Genomic DNA, 18,655 nt, shown 5'->3' on the forward strand with positions numbered 1-18,655 from the left:
AACACCTTATTGGAGAACATTGAAAGCAAACGGAGAACTAAATGCTAAATATCCAAATGGTATTGAAGCACAAAAAGAGAAATTAGAAGCAGAGGGACATACTATTATTAAAAAAGGTCGTAAAAATATGCGATACTATGTAAAGGACTATGAAAATTCTCTTTTTGACTTGAAATAGATAAATCCTAATTTAACAATTTCATATCCAGTATTATACAAAGCGGTCAGTCTTTATGATTGGTCGCTTTTCAATATCTGGAAAGTATTGTTTTCATCCAATTATAAGGTAAAGTTGAATTATGTCAGAGTCAACAATATGTACCTCTATACCCCTTTGTTTTCAGTATAGAATCTCATTTATTCTACCTAAATATGATAAAATACTATCACTAGAGAAGAGGGATCCTATGTTTGCCGATTATCACGTTCATACAGACTTCAGCGATGACTCCATTTATCCGATGGAAGAAGTCATTCAAGATGCAATTTCTATGCATATGGATGAGATTTGCTTCACAGAACATGTAGACTATGGAATCAAATTTGATCAGGAACCTGGAAAAAAGATCATCTATCGTCAAAATGAACCATTGACCAATTGTGATTATCCTAACTACATGAAAACTATTGAAGAAATGAAACAACGATATGGTACTCAAATCACCATCAAAACAGGCATGGAGTTTGGGATGCAGATGCACACCATTCCTCAATACGAAGCCTTATTCCAAAAATATTCCTTTGACTTTATCATTCTTTCAATTCATGAAATCAATGACCTTGAATTCTGGAATCAGGGATACCAGAAAGACAAGACCCAGCAAGAATATAATGAAGGCTATTATGAAGCCATGCATAAGCTCGTATCCAATTATAAAAACTACAGTGTATTGGGGCATATGGATCTGATTAATCGATATGACCTTGCCGGCATTTATCCTTTTGAAAAAATAAAACCTTTCATCGAAAAAATCTTAAAAGTTGTCATCCAAGATAAAAAAGGAATCGAAATCAACACCTCATCTAAACGATATGGTTTAAAAGATACGACTCCTTCACTTGAAATATTAAAACTTTATCATCAGTTAGGTGGAGAAATCATAACCATTGGTTCTGACTCTCATAAGCCTGAACATTTAGGTTGGCAAATCGAAGAATCCAAAATCTTATTAAAAGAACTTGGATTTCAAGCTTTTTGCACCTTTGATCAAATGAAACCAATTTTTCACGATCTATGATACTTCATAGATTTTTTTATGCTTCTTGAGCTTTATCAATCGCATTTAAAGCATTCAAACTTCTAGGATATCCAATATATGGTAAACATTGATGAACCACTTTCTTTAAAAACTCTGCATCATTTCCCATATTCATATTCCCTTTTGAATGGGCAATCAGCTGTGGTTCACAGCCCCCTTGAGCCATCAAAAAACAGAAGGTGATCATTTCTCTTTGCGCTAGATCTAAACCTGTTCTTGTATAATAATCGCCAAAGCAATTTGCAGCTAACCAGCGATTTACCACAGATGTTTTCCAAGCTTCCTTCATATGTTCTCCAAAGATCTCAACTTGTGCCTGGGCACCTTTTTCAAGACGATCAGACATCGTTGTTGTCGCTTCTCCAGCATCCAAAGAAATATTTCTTTCCCGATAAATTTCATTGGTTGCTGCTAAAAAGCTCCACATCCTTGACATACCAACATAATCAATTGATTGATAGACCATTTCTTTGACCATGATTGGATCCATACCTTCATCCAAGGCTTTGTTTAAAATAAACTTATAGGCATCCAATCCCTGGCTTCCTACCAAGCTTGCAAGAATAGCTAAATAGCGTGTATTTGTTTCCAAGGCAACGCTTTCTTCTTCAACAACTTCTTTAAACGCAAAGTTTTCAAATCTTTCCATAAATTGTGCATCTGTTTTTACTGTACTCATTTTTTCTTCCTCCTTATTGTTTTTCTTGTGCACTCCAGACATGAGCTTCATTGGATGATTCTTTCGTATTTTGTGCCATGACACCGACCAATTTATGAGGGACATACAGTTCTTCTAAATAATGTATTTCATCTTTGTTCAAGACTAGATTGGAGGCATCAATAGCCCCTTTTACATGACTTGGTTTTGTCATCCCTACGATTGGTGAGGTCGTTTTGGTCAAAAGCCAGGCTAAAGAAATCGCACTCATGGATGTATGATGAGCGCTGGCTAATTCTTCCACTCTTTCGATGATCTTTTGATCTACCTCTTTCGTACTATCATATTTTAGTCTGGCGTAATCATCTTCCTGTAATCGTTTTGATGTCTCATTTAAATGTTTCGATAAACGTCCGCCTGCCAAAGAACTATATGGTGTCATTGCGATGTTTTCCTGTTCACAAAAAGCTTTCATTTCTCTTTCTTCTTCTCTAAAAATCAAATTGTAATGATTCTGTACGGAAACAAACGGCGTTAAATTACGCTCACGAGCCAGATCATTAGCCTGAGCAAGCTGCCACGCAAAGCAATTGGATATTCCTATATATCTTGTTTTTCCTTGTTTTACAAGTTTATTTAACCCTTCTAGAATTTCAATCAATGGTGTTCTATGATCCCACATATGATAGATGTATAGATCGACATGGTCCATACCTAAGTTTTCCAAACTTTTGTTCAACATATTTTCCACATGTTGAATACCATTGATTCCTTTTTCAATTTCTTCATCGTTTTTAGGCAAAAACTTGGTTGCGATGATAACATCATCTCGATTAGAAACTTCTTGAATTGTTTTTCCTAAATACTTTTCGCTGGTTCCGCTTTGATAAGCAATTGCGGTATCAAAGAAATTAATGCCTGCTTCAAGCCCCTGTATGATGATTTCTCTGGAACTTTTTTCATCCAATGTCCATGTATGCTGTCCTCTTGTTGGATCTCCAAATCCCATACAACCCATACAAATTTCAGAAACCATTAAATCGCTGTTTCCTAACCTTCTTTTTTTCATGTCTTACTCCTTTACCAAATGAATTCTGGCATGTACATTGCCTTTACCTAAAATTCTTTTAAACTCTCCATCACTGACATTGATCACTTTTCCAATCTTTGTAAAATTCCAAGTATTTGGTGCATAATAAATGACCAGCAAATATCCTTCCGATAAGATCACATCCCTGCACAAAGTCGTAACCCACTCATCGTTTTGAGGATATTTTTTATCTAACGCCCCAAACTTTTCCATGTTCGCAAACTCTTTCATCTCCAACACAATATCAGATTGTTTAAGTCTTTTGATCAAAGCCTTTGAAGATGAATTATCGATCATTTCTACTAATAGATCATGATCATGGATTTGAATATTAATTTGTGGCATAAACTATTTCCCCTTTAGCGTTAGGATCATCTAAAATCAGCTCCTTGACGCCTGGGACAACGATCCTTCCTTGGTAAGGATTTTTAATACTGATAACAGGTGTTGTGATAGTCGCATTGACTTGAGATCTTTCGAACGCCAAATCTGTGTCGATCATCTTACAATTTATCAATCGTAATCCTTCACAATAACAAAATGGCTGTGTTCCTATGATCGTACAATTTTCAAGAACCAGATTTTTACTATACCATCCTAGATATTCTCCTTTTAATATACAGTCTTTGACCCAAATATCTCCGGAATGCCAAAATGCATCTTTTGTATCCAGCTCACAATGATCGATCAAACCATTTTTTACATATTGAAAAGAATACTTCCCTTTAAACTGTGTATTTTTAAGATTGATATTTGAAGCTCTCATTAAAAAATACTCACTGATAGCCTTAGTATCTTGTATATACACATTATGAGACATCCACCCAAATTCTGGAGAATCAATGCTGCAGTTTTTGATCAAAATATCATCGCATTCTCGCAATGCCTTGATTCCATGCATCTTGGTATCTTTGATTTCAATATGATCAGAATACCATAGTGCAGCACGACAATTCTTTGTCATATCACTGCTTATGATCTTTAAACCATGATCATGCCAAAATGGATAACGCAAATTCAAATAGGTTGAATAAACTTGTATATCTTCACATTCTTTAAAAGCACTTTCACCATCCTGTGGGCCATCAAACTGACAGTGTTCAATAATTAATTGTCTTTCTCCATAAAAAGCGCGTTCTTCATCAAACGATTTATTCTCTATTTTCATATCATCACTTCCTGTCTTAACTATAATCAGAAAATATTTATATCGCAAATAGTTATATTGCATGCTTTATTATGCTTTTTAGGAATGTTAAAATATAAATAGGTGGTTATTATGATTGAAACTAGACTTCTTGAATATTTCTTAGTTCTAAGCCATCAAAAAAATATATCGCAGGCTGCAAAATCGTTATATATCAGTCAGTCTACTTTATCAAAACAAATGATGGAATTAGAAGAAAAACTAGGTAAACAGTTATTTATTCGTGGAAAAAGAAAAATTACATTGACCCAGGAAGGAACCTTCCTTCAAAAAAGAGCTCAGGAAATATTAGATCTTATTAAAACAACAGAGCTTTCACTTTCTGGTGAAGAAAAAGAACTCGCTGGGCAAATCTCAATAGGATGCGGTGAAACGATCGTCATGGATATGCTTGCCGAATGGATGGAAGAATTTCATAGTCAACATCCTAATATTCTTTTACGTACATACAGCGGCAACGCAGATGCCATCATGGAACGAATCGATAAAGGAATTGATGATATGGGACTTTTACTAGGCCCAGTACGTCAGGATAAATATGAGTATTTAAATTTATATCGAAAAGATATATATGGATTATTGATACCTGCGGATTGTGAGCTAGCTAAACAAGAATACATCAATATCGATCAACTTAAATCTTTACCAATATTATTGGGTGATCAAATATATGCAGGTCATCAAAATGTTGACTGGTTTAACTCAGCTGATTCTTTATTAAATATCGTAGGAACATATAATTTGATCTATAACTCAACCTTTATGGTTGAACATGGTATTGGATATGCATTATGTCTAAAAGATCTTGTCAATACAGCTGGCAGAAATCTGACCTTTCGTATGATTGTTCCTGAACTTTCGGTTGATGTATATATTGTCACAAAAAAATACCAGACTTTTTCACCTGCCGCTCAGGCATTTTTATCTCTAATCAAAAAGAAGATCTACTCCAGTTAATTTCGATCTTCTTTTTTTACGTATTTAAAACATGTTTCATCATGTGAGTTTATAATTCCAATTGCCTGCAGATACGAATAAATTATCGTAGTTCCCACAAATTTCATACCTTTCTTTTTTAGATCTTTAGAAATCGCATCCGATAGAGTTGAATGTGTAAGATTTCTCTCATAATAAATCTTACCATCTGTAAATTCTTCTAGATATGCTCTAAAAGATCCTTTTTCTTTTACAATATCCGAAAAGATACGTGCATTTTGGATCGTCGCCTGTATTTTTAAACGATTTCGAATTATATCTGGATTTGATCGTAATTCTTCAACTTTCGATTCATCATATAGCTGGATCTTAAAACGATCAAAACCATCAAATGCCTGGCGAAACGCTTCTCTTTTATTTAGAACACATTCCCAGGATAATCCCGCTTGAAAAGATTCAAGCACAAGCATTTCAAATAAATATTCATCATCCAATCGTAGTACGCCCCACTCTTCATCATGATACAAAACATACTTTTCGTTCTTTTCATTACACCATTGACATCGATTCATTTTTACACCTCTTTATTTATTCTACAATAAATTTCTTATTTTGGTTTCCTTCATATTGATGTTTAAAAAGTATGGTATAATAGATACAATTAGAACAATATAGGAGATGCTTATGGATATTAATTATTTTAAAGATACTTTTCATTTAAATCTAGATAATACGACCCCTTTATACCAACAGCTTTATGACTATTTTAAACGACTGATATTGACGGGTATCTTAAAAGAAGGAGATCAAATGTTTCCTGAGGTTTCCATTTGTGAAACATTAAACATCAGTCGATCTACGGTTCGAAAAACAATGGAGATGTTGATTGAAGATGGTTATTTGATTCGAAGAAGAGGGAAAGGTTCTTTTATTGCCAGTCCTAAATTAAAAAGAAACATCAATTACCTTTATAACTTCTCTGAAAATATGCAAAACATTGGTGTAACTCCATCTTCATGTGTTCTAGAATGTACTGTTCTTGAACATGTGGATGATCATATTAAAGAAGCTCTTAAATTACCGGATTCAAACACAAAAGTATTCTTGTTAAAGCGAATTCGCAAAGGAAATAATGATCCTATTCTATGTGAAAGTACTTATATCCCTTATTATTTATGTCCTGGTATTGAGTCCTATGACTTTTCCAGTCATTCTTTATATGCCATTCTTTCTGAAAAGTATTTACTTGTTCCTTACCACGCCACAGAGAGTATTGAAGCTGTTTTCTTATCCGATCAGGACAAAAAGCTTCTAAACTGTAAACAGAATGTACCTGGATTTAAGATCACTCGTATATCTAATACAAAAAACGGAGATGTACTGGAATACACCACATCCATAACTCGCTCTGATAAGTGTATATTTATGATGGAATTATACAAAAACTCATCAAACGAAACCATTCCCGTTCAGATTCAAAGAAGTCTTAATATTTAATTTCTCTTATTCTTGACACTATTTTACAATCGTTTTATAGTATATGTGTAATTGTACCATACATTTGTTACAATAAAGAAAGAAGGTAAAATAATGAAACATCCTACAAAAAAAGCAAGTGAAATGAGCACAAAAGAATTAGCATCTTACATCGACTATTCCGTATTAAAACCTGAATTTACCGAAGAGCAGATCATCGAGTTGACAAAAGATGGCGTGGAATTAGGTTGTGCCACAATTTGTATCAATCCAGGTTATATGGATTTGTGTAAACCTTATGTAGAAGGCTCTGACACAAAACTATGTCCTGTATGTGATTTCCCTTTTGGAACAAGTTCCACTGAATCTAAAATCGCTCAGGCAAAGATCTTGGTTGATAACTACGCCGATGTTATCGGAGAACTTGATGTTGTAGCTAACTTTGGCTGGATTCGCAGTGGTCTTTATGACAAAGTTACTGAAGATATCAAGGCAGTCGTTGATGTATGCCATGAAAAGAATGTCCCAGTCAAGGTTATCTTTGAAACCGATGCTTTGAATGAAGAACAGATTCGAAAAGCTTGCCACTGTGGTATTGAAGCTGGTGTTGACTTTGTCAAAACAAGTACTGGATTCTTGACAGGATTTGAAGCCCACGGTGCAACAGTAGAAGTGATCAAGATCATGCAGGAAGAAGTACAGGACAAATGTCAGGTTAAAGGAAGCGGTTGTATCCGTACAAGAGAACACTTCCTACAATTGATCGATATGGGAATCGATCGTATGGGTGTTGGTTATAAATCTGTTCCTGTTGTATTAGACTTAAAACGATAATTAATAAAAAAATCAGATGATTCTATCGAATTGTCTGATTTTTATTTACCATCAAAATTTATTAATAAATAACTTAGCACAAAAAGTATTTTTTATGCTCGTACAATCTAATGGAACAACACCGTATACCTTTAACTTGACTTTAAATATTAATTGCAATTTATTCTTAAATGTATCCAAACAAAAAAGGCCCACAAAAGTGGGCTAAATGAAAAAGAGAGAAAAATGAATAAACTAATTGTAATTATCAATTATTGATTATAAACCATATTCAAACGAGAAAGCTCAAAATTGATGACTAACTCCTTTGGAAAATTGACTTCTTTTAATAATTGAAGAGAAGCTTCGAAATCACCAACTTCAAAACAAATATGAGCATCTGTACCCATTAAGATCATCGTATCATACTTCTTGCATGCTTCTAACATCTTAATTATATTGGCTTTTCCGTTAACGCGTGTAGAAAGAGGATTTAATGAACCGTTATTTAGTTCTAAGACCACTTTCTTTTCGCTTGCCGCTTTAGCGATGGCTTCGATATCAAGAGGATAGCGATCATCATCTGGATGTCCAATGATTTTGACATATGGATTATCCATTACACGAAGCAATGTTTGCGTATTCATTTCCATGCCCAAACTTTTAAATGTTGGTGAATGTAGACTCGCAATGATGTAATCAAGTTTATGATACAGTTTTTGTGACACATCGATTGTACCTAATTCATCCAATATATTTGCCTCGATTCCATGAAGAATACGAACGCCCTCGATTTCTCTTGGAATGACTTTAAAATTAGTAAAATAAATTTCATCTGTCGTCCCAGGCATCAAACGCGCATGATCACTATGTCCATAGACTTTGAGTCCGCGCATCGCTGCCATATGCACATTTTCTAATAACGTACTATAGGCATGCCCACTCGCAACCGTGTGCGTATGTAAATCACATAACGGTTTCATAATTATCCTTTCTAGGGATCAAAGAAACTCGATCTCCCACTTGAAAAGGAACCGCAGAAGAATAAACAGTAAACAATTGATCATCCACTTGAATGGAATAATGATTTTCTCGTCCATTATATTGAATCGACGCCAATACACCATCCAACCCGTATCCTGCCTCCACTATATCAAGCTGATCTGGACGAATTGGACAAATATGCTTTTCTTTAAAAGAATCATGGATCTTTGATCCATCAAAGACAAATTTTCCATCTGCACAAGTAAATATGTCGTTATCCCAATCTCCATTGATTAAATTTGATTTCGATACAAACGAAGCAACAAATTCGGTCATTGGAAGATTATAAATTTCTTCAGGCGTTCCCATCTGTTCGATTTGACCATCTTTCATAATAATAATCTTATCAGCCAAAGCTAAAGCTTCACTTTGATCATGCGTAATATAAATGATCGTCGCCTTGGTCATTCGATGGATATCTTGAATTTCTTTGCGCATGCTCATTTTTAATTCTGCATCTAAAGCACTTAATGGTTCATCCATCAAAAGAATCTTTGGCTTGCCAACGATAGCTCTTGCCAAAGCTACACGCTGTCTTTGTCCACCCGACAATTGCCCTGGATAACGATCGACCATCGTCTGTAGACGCATAGCCTCGATCGCTTCCTTACTGGCAATTTTCTTTTCATCTGCAGACATTTTACAACGTTTGCTTTGAAGCGGAAAATTAACATGCTCTTCTACGGTCATATGAGGCCATAACGCAAACGATTGAAAAACCATTCCAATTTCTCTTTTTTCAACAGGAATATTCACTGATGTACTCGTCAATACTTGATCGGAATAGCTAACAGAACCTTGTGTTGGTTCCTCAAATCCAGCGATGATCCTAAGCATCGTTGTTTTTCCACATCCACTAGGTCCTAGAATTGCTAAAAAATCCCCTTCTTCAATGGAAAACCCAATATCGTTGATGGCAGTGAAATTGCCAAATTTTTTTGTTAAATGTTCAATTGTAAAACTCATTTTACTTCCTTCCTTTCTTTGGGCGGTTTGCCACAAAATATAGGAATACGATCACCACGACCATCACTGTCGACATCGCATACGAATAACTATATGAACCACCTTGTTTTAAATTGAATATCGTCAATCCAATCGTTTTTGTATTCGCTGCCGCCAGCATACTTGATAAAGTCAATTCGCTGCAAGCAGAGACAAAAATCAAAAAAGAGCTCGATAAAACTGGTTTCGTAATCAAAGGAATAATGATCTTGCGCCACACATGAACAGGCTTACTCCCACTCATTCGAGCCGCTTCTTCTAGGCTAGATTCCACAGACAATAAAGCAGTCGTACTGCCTTTGATTTGTAAAATCATATACCGGGTAATGTAGGCAATCACAAGAATCTTGATTGTACCATAAACACCTGGGACTTTTCCCCAATGAAAAATCATAGCCAAAGCCAAAACAATCCCTGGAAGTGCGTATGTCAAAGATGCCGAAGACTCAATGAAATACGCAACCTTAGAATTTTTACGAACTTTAAGATACGCGATCGTCGTTCCGATCACGATACACACAACACAAGTAAGCAAAGTCAAAAAGACACTATTAAACACTGAATTTCTAACACTTTGATTCGTAAAAACAAATTCAAAGTTCTCTAACGTTAGACGCGTACCGTATGTATTATAGAAACTTGATACCATCATCCCTAATAAAGGTACGATGTTTATACAAATCAAGAAGAACATCAACACAAAGTTGATTACTCTCACCTTTTTCTTGCCAATATAGACACGTATCGAATAATCTTCTTTTACACTTTCCATCTGAGATCCCTTGGCCACAAAACGCAACTGAATCAAAGAACCTCCCAATGCAATCACCGATAATAAAATCGATAAAGCCGCCGCTAGATTGAAAGAAGAAGGACCAAAACTTATCGCATTTTCATAGATATATGTGCTTAATACAGGAATACCCGCCGAAATTCCTAAAAATGCAGGAATGCTAAAATTATCAATCGATGCCAAAAATGCAAGAACACCACCACTAGCTATAGCAGGAGATGCCAGTTTTAGAGTGATTTTCGTTATCACATCTTTTAAACCATAACCACTAACACGAGCAGCCCACTCCATATCTTTCGGAATCTTTCGCAACATATTGATCACAATCAAGTAGACAACAGGAACATTGCAGATTCCCATGACTAAAATGATTCCTGGCAACGAATAGATATTGATTTCTGGCAAAGATAAAGATGTTAAAAAACTATTGATCAATCCACGACTCGAAAGCATTTCGCTCCAAGACAAAGTAATGACATAAGAAGGAATGATATAAGGAGCCAAGACTAGCAGTTCTATCCAACGCTTGTTTGAAATATTTGTATAAGCAACTAAAAACGCAAACAAAGATCCAAACACTACTGCAATAACCGTAGATAGTACGGAAATCAATAATGTATTTAATATTGCCTCCCTTGTTCGTTCTTGCGCCAACAAAACCACAAAATTCTGTATAGATAATCCATCATCCGTTGTAAGGCTCATCAACACCAATCTTAGAATTGGCATAATGAAGACAAACACTACAACGAAAACAAATATAGCGGAGACCGCTATATTTATTCCCTTTCGATTCATTTTTCTTAAGCCCCAAACATCGTCGCAAACTGCTCTTTGTCTGCTTCCTTTGTTTCTACGACTTTTTCGATATCAACAGAAATCGCATTGATTTCGTCAGCCTTTTTAAATCCTTCCGGAGCCTCTACACCCTCTTTGATTGGCGTATATCCAATTTCAGCGGTTTTTGTTTGACCCTCTTCAGACAAGATATAATCGATGAATGCCTTTGCTTGATCAGAATTTGCACAATCTTTGACCATCCCAATTGGCTCAGTGATTACCAAAGATCCTTCTTCAGGATATACAAATTCTACTTTTGCGCCATCAGCCTTTGCTCGCAAAGCCATGTAGTCAACGATCATTCCATAGGCCTTTGTCCCATCCGTAACCGCTTGTAAAACCGTTCCATTTCCTTGTTCAACAGCTACATTGTTATCCTTTAGAGCTTGATAGAAATCCCATCCAAATCCATCAGTCTGCGTCAATACGCTCAAGTTATAAGATGCAGCACCTGAATAAAGTGGACTAGGCATGACCACATTGTCTTTTGCTGCCTCGCCTGTCAAATCAGCAAACCCTTTCACTTCACCATCAACTAGATCTGTATTATAAACAACACCCGTCGTTAAGATCTTTGTCCCTGTGTATGTATGATCAGTATCATAGTATTCTTCGCTGATTCCTTCCAATTCTGGCGATTCATAAGATTCTAAAATATCCTCTGCTTTCAATGCCTCAAACGTTGTTGCATCCGATACTAACAATACATCCGCCAATACAGAACCCACTTCTTTTTCAGCCAATACTTTACTTACGACTTCTTCTGTTCCACTACGGAAAATATCTACTGTTACATCTGGATAAATCTCATTAAAACCTTCAACTAAAGCTTGAATATCCTCTTCCGGCTGAGAAGTATAGACCGTCAAACTTCCTGAAAGGCTAGTCGTATCTTCTGTTAATGTACTTGTTTGCGCTTGACATCCAGTCGCCAAAGCCATCATTCCAGCCATTGCCAATACACCTAATTTTTTCATTGTTCTTTCTCCCATTCCTTTAGAAATTCTGTTTCTTTTCGCACACGCTCAAAGTTTCTTCCTATCGCAAACCCTTCGACGACTACCGGAACATCATCATGCTTTAACTGATGTAAAACTTGAACGATGTCCAAATCTCCTGGCTCACTTATCGGCGTATGCAATTTCTTTCCGATTTTATTTGTGATATGAAACTTTGAAATTGGACTCAATTTATTTCGATATGCCATAAATTCTTCTGTGCTCTGACAATGCGCAAGATCCAATGTAATACTCACAGAATCTTTAACATCTCGAATAAAATCAGCCATTTCCTCCGGCGTTGTTACAAACTCTTTCGGAATCTTTTCCATCAATTCTACGGAAACATGAACATCTTGTAAGTCCGCATAATCTACGATTTCTACCAAATTTTGTCTAGCTCGCCTTTTCGTTTCCTTATCTACAAACAAAGAACATCTCGGAGGATGCAAGGTGATGACATTGCTTCCTACTTTTCTTGCCAAATCGATGGACGTTTTGATTTCTTTAATCGATGCCTTTCGAATTCCTTCGTTGACAGAGGCATAATTCAAGTCCCAGCTTTTGGCATGGATGATCGTTTTAATGTTTGTTGCTTGGCAAGCTTGGATCCATTCATTCATGTCCAAAGCACAAGATTCGACTTGTTGCGCCCAAAGCTCCACACCCTCATAGCCATTTGCCTTCGCCATTTCAACGATTTCTCGGCTTGTCGCTTCCCACATCAATGTCGAAGAAAAATAGAATTTCATTAATCTTCACCACTTTCTCCATGATTGATAATAACAAACGAACGTTCATTTAAAGTTAATGAAGTGTAAAATACTCGTAAAGATTGAAAGCTTTTAACTTAAGGCTAAAAATTAACTAACTATAATTCAAACAATTATTATTAAAATTGATTTTTACTATTCTTATATATTCCTACTTTTGATGCTGTCACTTTCGTCCATGTTTCAAAATGTTTGATCCATATCCAAAGAAATCTATTTGTTAAAACAAGAGTATCTGACCAAAAAAAGATCTAACAGGATATACCAAATTGATCGATGGTATTTAACCAGCTCATAGTGAAGAATCTATTCAATGAATGAATCAACAAATATATCCGTCTTTAAAAAGATGGATCAATAAAACAACAGCCAGGCAGTTATTAGGTACAACTGCCTGACATTTCGTGGTTATCATCACTTACCTTTAAACAATGTTTTGCATAATAAGCATGCCAATATTCATTTAAAAATCACTTACACATTTCCCTTAACAACCCCTATTTTCCATCACATTCTGGATTTATAAATTCTGTATCCATATAATCATCCATATCATTTAATTCCCTAATATATATTAACCTTTTTTAAATACTTTTCGCTCGAACACGATTTCTTTATACCATTTTAGTTTATCTCACATTGATTTTTATCAATTCTTCTATATTAAATTTACAAATCATACTTACTTTTAATCATTTTCAGTTTTATAATGTATCCAAAATGCACTCGAATTGGATCATTTTTTCTAAAATAAAACCAACTACTGCATAATTTGCAAGAGTTGGTTTTTACTTCTAATGTCGTTTCACTATTCGAACTCGACTCCTATCAATTATTTACATTTATATTGTATTGATTATATTTATTGATTGTATTTAATATGTACTTATTTTAAAAATTTATTCTTTTTAATGAAGAATAATCGACATGAACAATTTCCTTATTTGTCGCAAATGACATTTCCCAACACATACTTGATATAAACGCAATCGTTTTATCTGAATGAGCAGCTATGTAATATGATAAACGATGATGTTTTTCCAGCTTTTCTCCACTCATCCATGTTGCACCTAATTCCATTAATTCTTTTTTAAAGTTTTCTTCAGTTTTATCATCTTTTAAATAAAACCAAATTGTATCCTTTCCATACTTTTCTAAGATCATTTTTACATTATTCATTTTTAGTTCCTCCTTTTCACCTATAAAGAGGACAAAAAAAACGATCCCATCGTCATGACAGGATCATATATTTTCTAATTTGATCCTATCATTCAAGCTTTAGCACCTTGCCATTGGTAGGTTGCTGTGTGGTCAATGAGCTTGTCTCTCGCACACTCTTTATAGGTATCTAGATTATATTCTATTCAATAGATTATTGTAAACACGTTTATCACTTTTTAAACCATTTAACCAGTATAAACAAAAGTTTTATCGTTCATTAAGGAAAGAATCAAATCTCTAGATGAACGATTTCTTTTCTTTTGATACGCTCATACAGAATAACACCTATTACAGTTGTTAAAAATTCAGCCACTGGATAAGTCATCCATACCCCTGTCATTGACCATAATACAGACAACAAGAAGGCAAAAGGTATGATTAAGATAAAACCACGTAATAAAGATAAGACGTAAGCCGGAATCGCTCTTTCAACAGAGGTAAAGAAAGTTGATAAAATGATGTTATAGCCAATAAATGGACTGGCGATAAAATAAATTTTTAAACCTGTTACTGCAATTTCTTGCAAAGCCATATTATTTTCACTGTTAAATACAGATGTAATTGGATCAGCAAACAAGTAGATGCATGTATAAATAACAAACGATAATATCAGCATAGTAATCATGGCGTAATTTAACATTTTTCTAGCCATGTATTTTTCACCCTTACCATAAAATGTGCTGACCAAAGGTTGGATCCCTTGCCCAATACCTGTGTATATCGCAATGATCACAAGCGATATATTAGCTACCACACCATAAGCTGCAACGCCGGTATTTCCAGCCAATCCAAGGATGATCATATTAAAAACGATCATGACTATACCCCCAGATACTTGAGATACTAAAGAAGGAAACCCCAATGCAACATCTTGTTTAAAGATATAGAATTTCAATCTAGTCCAAATAAAATGGAATGTATTTTTCTTTTTGATCCAATGAGGAAGCATGATCAAAATACTGATGATTGGCGAAAGGCCAGTCGCAAAAATAGCCCCAAAGATACCCATGTTCATCGGAAAGATAAACACATAATCTAACATGATATTTGAAAAACTTCCTATTAACATAGCTGCCATTGCAAGATGTGGACTTCCATCATTTCGTACAAAACATAAAAATACATTATTCAAAATAAAGGATGGTGCAAATAACATCAACCAATATAGATATGTATTCGTCAGTTCCAAAACACTGGTATCAGCACCTAGTAAAGATGCGATATCTTTCGAAAAGAAAACGCCCAGCAACATGTATATAACTGAAAAAATCAAAGAAATAAAAATCGTATTTGAGTACAGACGATTGATTTCATCTTGTCTTCCCTGACTTTTACAAACCGAAAATCTTGTGGCAGCCCCCATGCCTAACATTAAGCCTGTTCCATAGATAAAGTTATATACAGGAATTGCCAAATTCAATGCCGTTAATCCATTGGCACCAAGGCCTTTGGAAATAAAAAATGTATCCGCCAATATGTAACAAGAAACACCTAAAGTACCTAATACACTTAAAAAAGTATAGTTCGTAAATTCTTTTAAGTATGACCGTTTTTCCATATCCTCACTCCTAACACAAAAAAATAGCGTCCAAGCTTTCCATCTCCAACGGCCTACGGATAGAAAGTTTGAGCGCTAAACTTCTTACCCGGCGGCAAGAAGTGCCCATTTCATTTTCGCATCTATTATATTGAAAACATTTTTATTAGGCAATACCTTTAACTTATCTTTAACACCTATTGAACCAGCATCTTACTTTGAGTATAGTTATAAAAAAGGAGAACTTCTATGCGACGTTTTAAACAAGAACTACCATATGATGAATGTCTACACATCCTACAAAAAAATCATTCTGGAACACTGGCTTTATGTGATAAGGAATCGTATCCATATGCCTTGCCACTAAGCTATGTCTATGATGAAAACTGCATTTATTTTCACAGTGCAAAAGAAGGACATAAGATCGATATCTTACAAAAGAACCCAAAAGTATCTTTTTGTATAATCGATCAAGATGTAATCCAACCTTTAGAATATACTACATATTTTAAAAGCGTTATTGTCTTTGGCAACATTGAGATCCTTGAAGACAATGAATCTAAAATTGAACCTTTAAAAAAACTAGGATCAAAATATGCCCCAAACAACACCGAAGAAGCCTTAGAAAAAGAAATACAAACTGGAATAAACAATCTTGTCATTTTAAAAATGAATATCGTAAAAATCACTGGGAAACAAGCCGTTGAACTTATAAAAAAATAAAAAGTAGCGTTATGCTACTTTTATCGTCTAAGTCGAAATGTCTGGCTGGCTTTTTTATAAACCAATCGATACGAAATCGCAATATAAACTAAAGAGAATATAGTCATGATCGTTCCAAAGACATATGTACTCATATGTAGATAAATAAAGGCAAAACAAATTCCATATGTCAAAGACATAACTAAACTATATGTCGCACTCTTAGTTTCGGTAAATTCATTATATGGCTGAAGCAAATAGTAACAAGTTAAATAATGAATTGAAAAGAAGATACTGGTAGAAATAATACATATAAAGACAATTAGATAAACCAGTAAGCTTTCATCACTTCCACTTAACGCAAATAAGACATCAAGTCCAAAAGCTAATGCAGTGGCAGGAAGTAGATTGATCATAATCAAAGAGCGTAATCGCAAACGGAATAAAGAATAGATTACTTCTGGTCTTCGATAAAAAGAATATGTCAACATGCTGTGATCACAATTGTAAAACATTGCCTGCACAACTGACTTGGAAGAATTAAATGAATACAAAATAAAGATAAAATATGGTAAGTAATCAAGCACAAATTTTTGTACGATCATACCCACTTCATCAAAAAAGAGCTCTCCAATTCCAATCACAAGTGCAACGCCTATGATGATCAAACTCAATTTCTTGGAATAACGCCACAAGATTTTTTTATGACGTTTAACAAATAAATCATTAAAATATGCATAGCCTGTTTTATCACTAGTGATCGTTTCATCCATTTTGATTGCATCAGTTATATTTTTAGCTTGTGCATCTTTCATGATCGCCTGCATATCTAAAGGCGTATTCTGCAGTAAGATTCGATACATCTCTTTATATTTTCCATAGTTCCAAACATATCTGGATAAAATCAATCCCACTATACATACAATAAGCATGGCTCCTATATATACATAGAAAGGTAAAAAAGTTTGAAAAAATAAAACTGCATAAGCCAAGATCCAACAAATAATGATTCCTGCCCAAACTTTAAATACAGGGCTATTTTCATTACGAATCTGTCCCTTTTTCTCAAACTGATATAAAGAAAAAGTTGCACTGATCATTTTAGAAAAAACAATATAAACAGGTATCAAAATACATATATAAAGAGGAATATTAAAGAAAAAACGTAAACAAATCAAGGAGCTTCCCATTCCCAACAATATCTTAAACATATTGTATAAATAGTTAGTCAAAGTATATTTGCGAGCATCCATACGCATCAAGATCATGGCGTAATATTTATCTTTCGTGGGATCAAACATCGTATTGTTTGAAATGGCACCAGCAATCGTCAAGAAAAACAGAATATTTAAGATCATCAAAATTTTTGTATCATTGGATATAAAGAAAACAGGAACAAAAACAAACACCAAAACATACAAACCCTTATTGATAAATATACTTAATAATTCCCATAACAAAGCAATGCACGTAATAATATTTTTTAGAATCGTATTCCCATATAAAGTTACAGGTATTACTTTTTTGACAAGAGGAATTTGTCGAAGTGCATATAAAATTGAATTAATGCGATATGCCATTTTTAATTGAAATGATATCCAAAAACATTTAAGCATGATCTTCCTCCTGCAAGATGCGTAAGATATCTGTTTTTAATTCTTCTTCATCTAAAGTTGAAGATACAGCTCTTAACTCTCCCTGACTCAACAAAACGATCTCATCGCAAAGATCAAATGCCAGCTCCATGATATGTGTTGATAAAATCAAGATACGATCATGCTTTAGATCTCTTAATATATTTTTCATCTCTTCAGCGACAACAACATCTAAAGAAGTCAATGGTTCATCCAATAATAAAACTTTGGGTGAAGCTATGATATTGATCAACATCTGCATTTTATTTTTCATACCATGCGAAAAATCCTTTAACAAGCGATCCCTGTCTTCCTTTTCCAAGTTTACGATATCAAAGTATTCATCAATCTCTTTTTCTTCCTGCAGGCTCTCTTTATTAATTTCAATAAAAAATTTTAGAAATTCACGTGCTGTTAAAAATTCAGGAACTTGAGGAGTTGATAATACATAGCCTATATCTTCCAATCGTAAATCATGTTCGCCCATTTCATCTTCAAGATAAAACCTTCCACCATCAACTGAAATATCTTGATTCAAACAATTGAACAAAGTTGTTTTCCCTGCACCATTTCTTCCTAATAAGCCATAGATCTTCCCTGGCTCAAAAGTGAATGTGACATCCTTTAAGACATCTTTAGTATCAAATGTACTGGCAGCTGTTTCATGTG

At 34.6% G+C, this 18,655-nt stretch carries 19 protein-coding genes and 1 riboswitch; of the genes, 5 read left to right on the forward strand and 14 right to left on the reverse strand.

The annotated features are described in order from the left end of the window. Window positions 1–407 precede the first annotated feature (407 nt). A complete protein-coding gene (locus tag HMPREF0367_RS01835) occupies window positions 408–1,238 on the forward strand; it encodes a histidinol-phosphatase HisJ family protein (protein WP_035400594.1) in 831 nt (276 codons plus the stop codon). Between the two features lie 16 nt (window positions 1,239–1,254). Here HMPREF0367_RS01835 and HMPREF0367_RS01840 read toward each other — a convergent pair whose 3' ends face one another. Genes HMPREF0367_RS01840 through HMPREF0367_RS01855 form a run of 4 tightly spaced genes read right to left on the reverse strand, consistent with a single transcriptional unit; the run spans window position 1,255 to window position 4,175 of the window. After that, window positions 1,255–1,938 carry a carboxymuconolactone decarboxylase family protein gene (locus tag HMPREF0367_RS01840; protein ID WP_035400596.1) on the reverse strand — a complete coding sequence of 228 codons (684 nt, stop codon included), beginning with the start codon at window positions 1,936–1,938 and terminating at the stop codon, window positions 1,255–1,257. A 13-nt stretch (window positions 1,939–1,951) separates the two neighbouring features. After that, complete coding sequence (locus tag HMPREF0367_RS01845) at window positions 1,952–2,986, reverse strand: aldo/keto reductase (protein ID WP_035400598.1); 1,035 nt, start codon at window positions 2,984–2,986, stop codon at window positions 1,952–1,954. Window positions 2,987–2,989: 3 nt separating this feature from the next. After that, the gene (locus HMPREF0367_RS01850; protein WP_035400600.1) at window positions 2,990–3,352 is read right to left on the reverse strand and encodes a cyclophilin-like fold protein; all 363 of its coding nucleotides are present in this window, start codon (window positions 3,350–3,352) and stop codon (window positions 2,990–2,992) included. Beyond that, window positions 3,339–4,175 (reverse strand): DUF3737 family protein, encoded by an 837-nt coding sequence (locus HMPREF0367_RS01855; RefSeq protein WP_035400602.1) that lies wholly within the window; start codon window positions 4,173–4,175, stop codon window positions 3,339–3,341. The genes HMPREF0367_RS01850 and HMPREF0367_RS01855 overlap by 14 nt, the downstream gene beginning before the upstream one ends. A 111-nt stretch (window positions 4,176–4,286) precedes the next feature. On the opposite strand from HMPREF0367_RS01855, the gene HMPREF0367_RS01860 reads away from it, so the two are divergent. Beyond that, window positions 4,287–5,171 (forward strand): LysR family transcriptional regulator, encoded by an 885-nt coding sequence (locus tag HMPREF0367_RS01860; protein WP_051335126.1) that lies wholly within the window; start codon window positions 4,287–4,289, stop codon window positions 5,169–5,171. Here the strand turns inward: HMPREF0367_RS01860 and HMPREF0367_RS01865 are convergent. Next, window positions 5,168–5,722, reverse strand: a complete 555-nt coding sequence (locus tag HMPREF0367_RS01865; protein WP_035400604.1) for a DNA-3-methyladenine glycosylase I — start codon at window positions 5,720–5,722, stop codon at window positions 5,168–5,170. The genes HMPREF0367_RS01860 and HMPREF0367_RS01865 overlap by 4 nt on opposite strands. Window positions 5,723–5,834: 112 nt before the next feature. Between HMPREF0367_RS01865 and HMPREF0367_RS01870 the strand changes: the two genes are divergently transcribed. Then, entirely contained in the window at window positions 5,835–6,647 is an 813-nt protein-coding gene (locus tag HMPREF0367_RS01870) for a GntR family transcriptional regulator (protein ID WP_035400606.1), read from the forward strand. 93 nt (window positions 6,648–6,740) lie between these two features. Continuing rightward, window positions 6,741–7,460, forward strand: a complete 720-nt coding sequence (deoC, locus tag HMPREF0367_RS01875; protein WP_035400608.1) for a deoxyribose-phosphate aldolase — start codon at window positions 6,741–6,743, stop codon at window positions 7,458–7,460. A gap of 251 nt (window positions 7,461–7,711) precedes the next feature. Here deoC and HMPREF0367_RS01880 read toward each other — a convergent pair whose 3' ends face one another. From HMPREF0367_RS01880 to HMPREF0367_RS01910, 7 genes are all read right to left on the reverse strand, one after another. Further along, entirely contained in the window at window positions 7,712–8,422 is a 711-nt protein-coding gene (locus HMPREF0367_RS01880; protein WP_035400609.1) for a phosphatase, read from the reverse strand. Further along, window positions 8,406–9,449: an ABC transporter ATP-binding protein gene (locus tag HMPREF0367_RS01885; protein WP_035400610.1), complete on the reverse strand. Its 1,044-nt coding sequence runs from the start codon at window positions 9,447–9,449 to the stop codon at window positions 8,406–8,408. The genes HMPREF0367_RS01880 and HMPREF0367_RS01885 overlap by 17 nt, the downstream gene beginning before the upstream one ends. A gap of 1 nt (window position 9,450) precedes the next feature. Continuing rightward, window positions 9,451–11,079, reverse strand: coding sequence for an ABC transporter permease (locus HMPREF0367_RS01890; protein ID WP_015536292.1), 1,629 nt, complete (start codon window positions 11,077–11,079; stop codon window positions 9,451–9,453). A gap of 5 nt (window positions 11,080–11,084) precedes the next feature. Then, window positions 11,085–12,098, reverse strand: a complete 1,014-nt coding sequence (locus HMPREF0367_RS01895; RefSeq protein WP_035400612.1) for an ABC transporter substrate-binding protein — start codon at window positions 12,096–12,098, stop codon at window positions 11,085–11,087. Then, a complete protein-coding gene (locus HMPREF0367_RS01900) occupies window positions 12,095–12,871 on the reverse strand; it encodes a sugar phosphate isomerase/epimerase family protein (protein ID WP_035400614.1) in 777 nt (258 codons plus the stop codon). The genes HMPREF0367_RS01895 and HMPREF0367_RS01900 overlap by 4 nt, the downstream gene beginning before the upstream one ends. A gap of 912 nt (window positions 12,872–13,783) precedes the next feature. Next, window positions 13,784–14,071: a hypothetical protein gene (locus HMPREF0367_RS01905; RefSeq protein WP_035400616.1), complete on the reverse strand. Its 288-nt coding sequence runs from the start codon at window positions 14,069–14,071 to the stop codon at window positions 13,784–13,786. 82 nt (window positions 14,072–14,153) lie between these two features. Then, window positions 14,154–14,239: riboswitch (SAM riboswitch) on the reverse strand. A 103-nt stretch (window positions 14,240–14,342) separates the two neighbouring features. After that, complete coding sequence (locus HMPREF0367_RS01910; RefSeq protein ID WP_035400618.1) at window positions 14,343–15,671, reverse strand: MATE family efflux transporter; 1,329 nt, start codon at window positions 15,669–15,671, stop codon at window positions 14,343–14,345. Window positions 15,672–15,899: 228 nt separating this feature from the next. Between HMPREF0367_RS01910 and HMPREF0367_RS01915 the strand changes: the two genes are divergently transcribed. Beyond that, window positions 15,900–16,373, forward strand: coding sequence for a pyridoxamine 5'-phosphate oxidase family protein (locus tag HMPREF0367_RS01915; RefSeq protein ID WP_035400620.1), 474 nt, complete (start codon window positions 15,900–15,902; stop codon window positions 16,371–16,373). Window positions 16,374–16,393: 20 nt separating this feature from the next. On the opposite strand, the gene HMPREF0367_RS01920 is transcribed toward HMPREF0367_RS01915, so the two are convergent. Continuing rightward, complete coding sequence (locus tag HMPREF0367_RS01920; RefSeq protein WP_035400623.1) at window positions 16,394–17,968, reverse strand: hypothetical protein; 1,575 nt, start codon at window positions 17,966–17,968, stop codon at window positions 16,394–16,396. Then, on the reverse strand, window positions 17,961–18,655 hold a 695-nt coding region (locus HMPREF0367_RS01925; protein WP_035400625.1), incomplete at its 5' end, for an ABC transporter ATP-binding protein. The genes HMPREF0367_RS01920 and HMPREF0367_RS01925, both read right to left, overlap by 8 nt.

This window comes from Faecalitalea cylindroides ATCC 27803 (assembly GCF_000469305.1).
In the GTDB taxonomy this organism is placed as follows: domain Bacteria; phylum Bacillota_I; class Bacilli_A; order Erysipelotrichales; family Erysipelotrichaceae; genus Faecalitalea; species Faecalitalea cylindroides.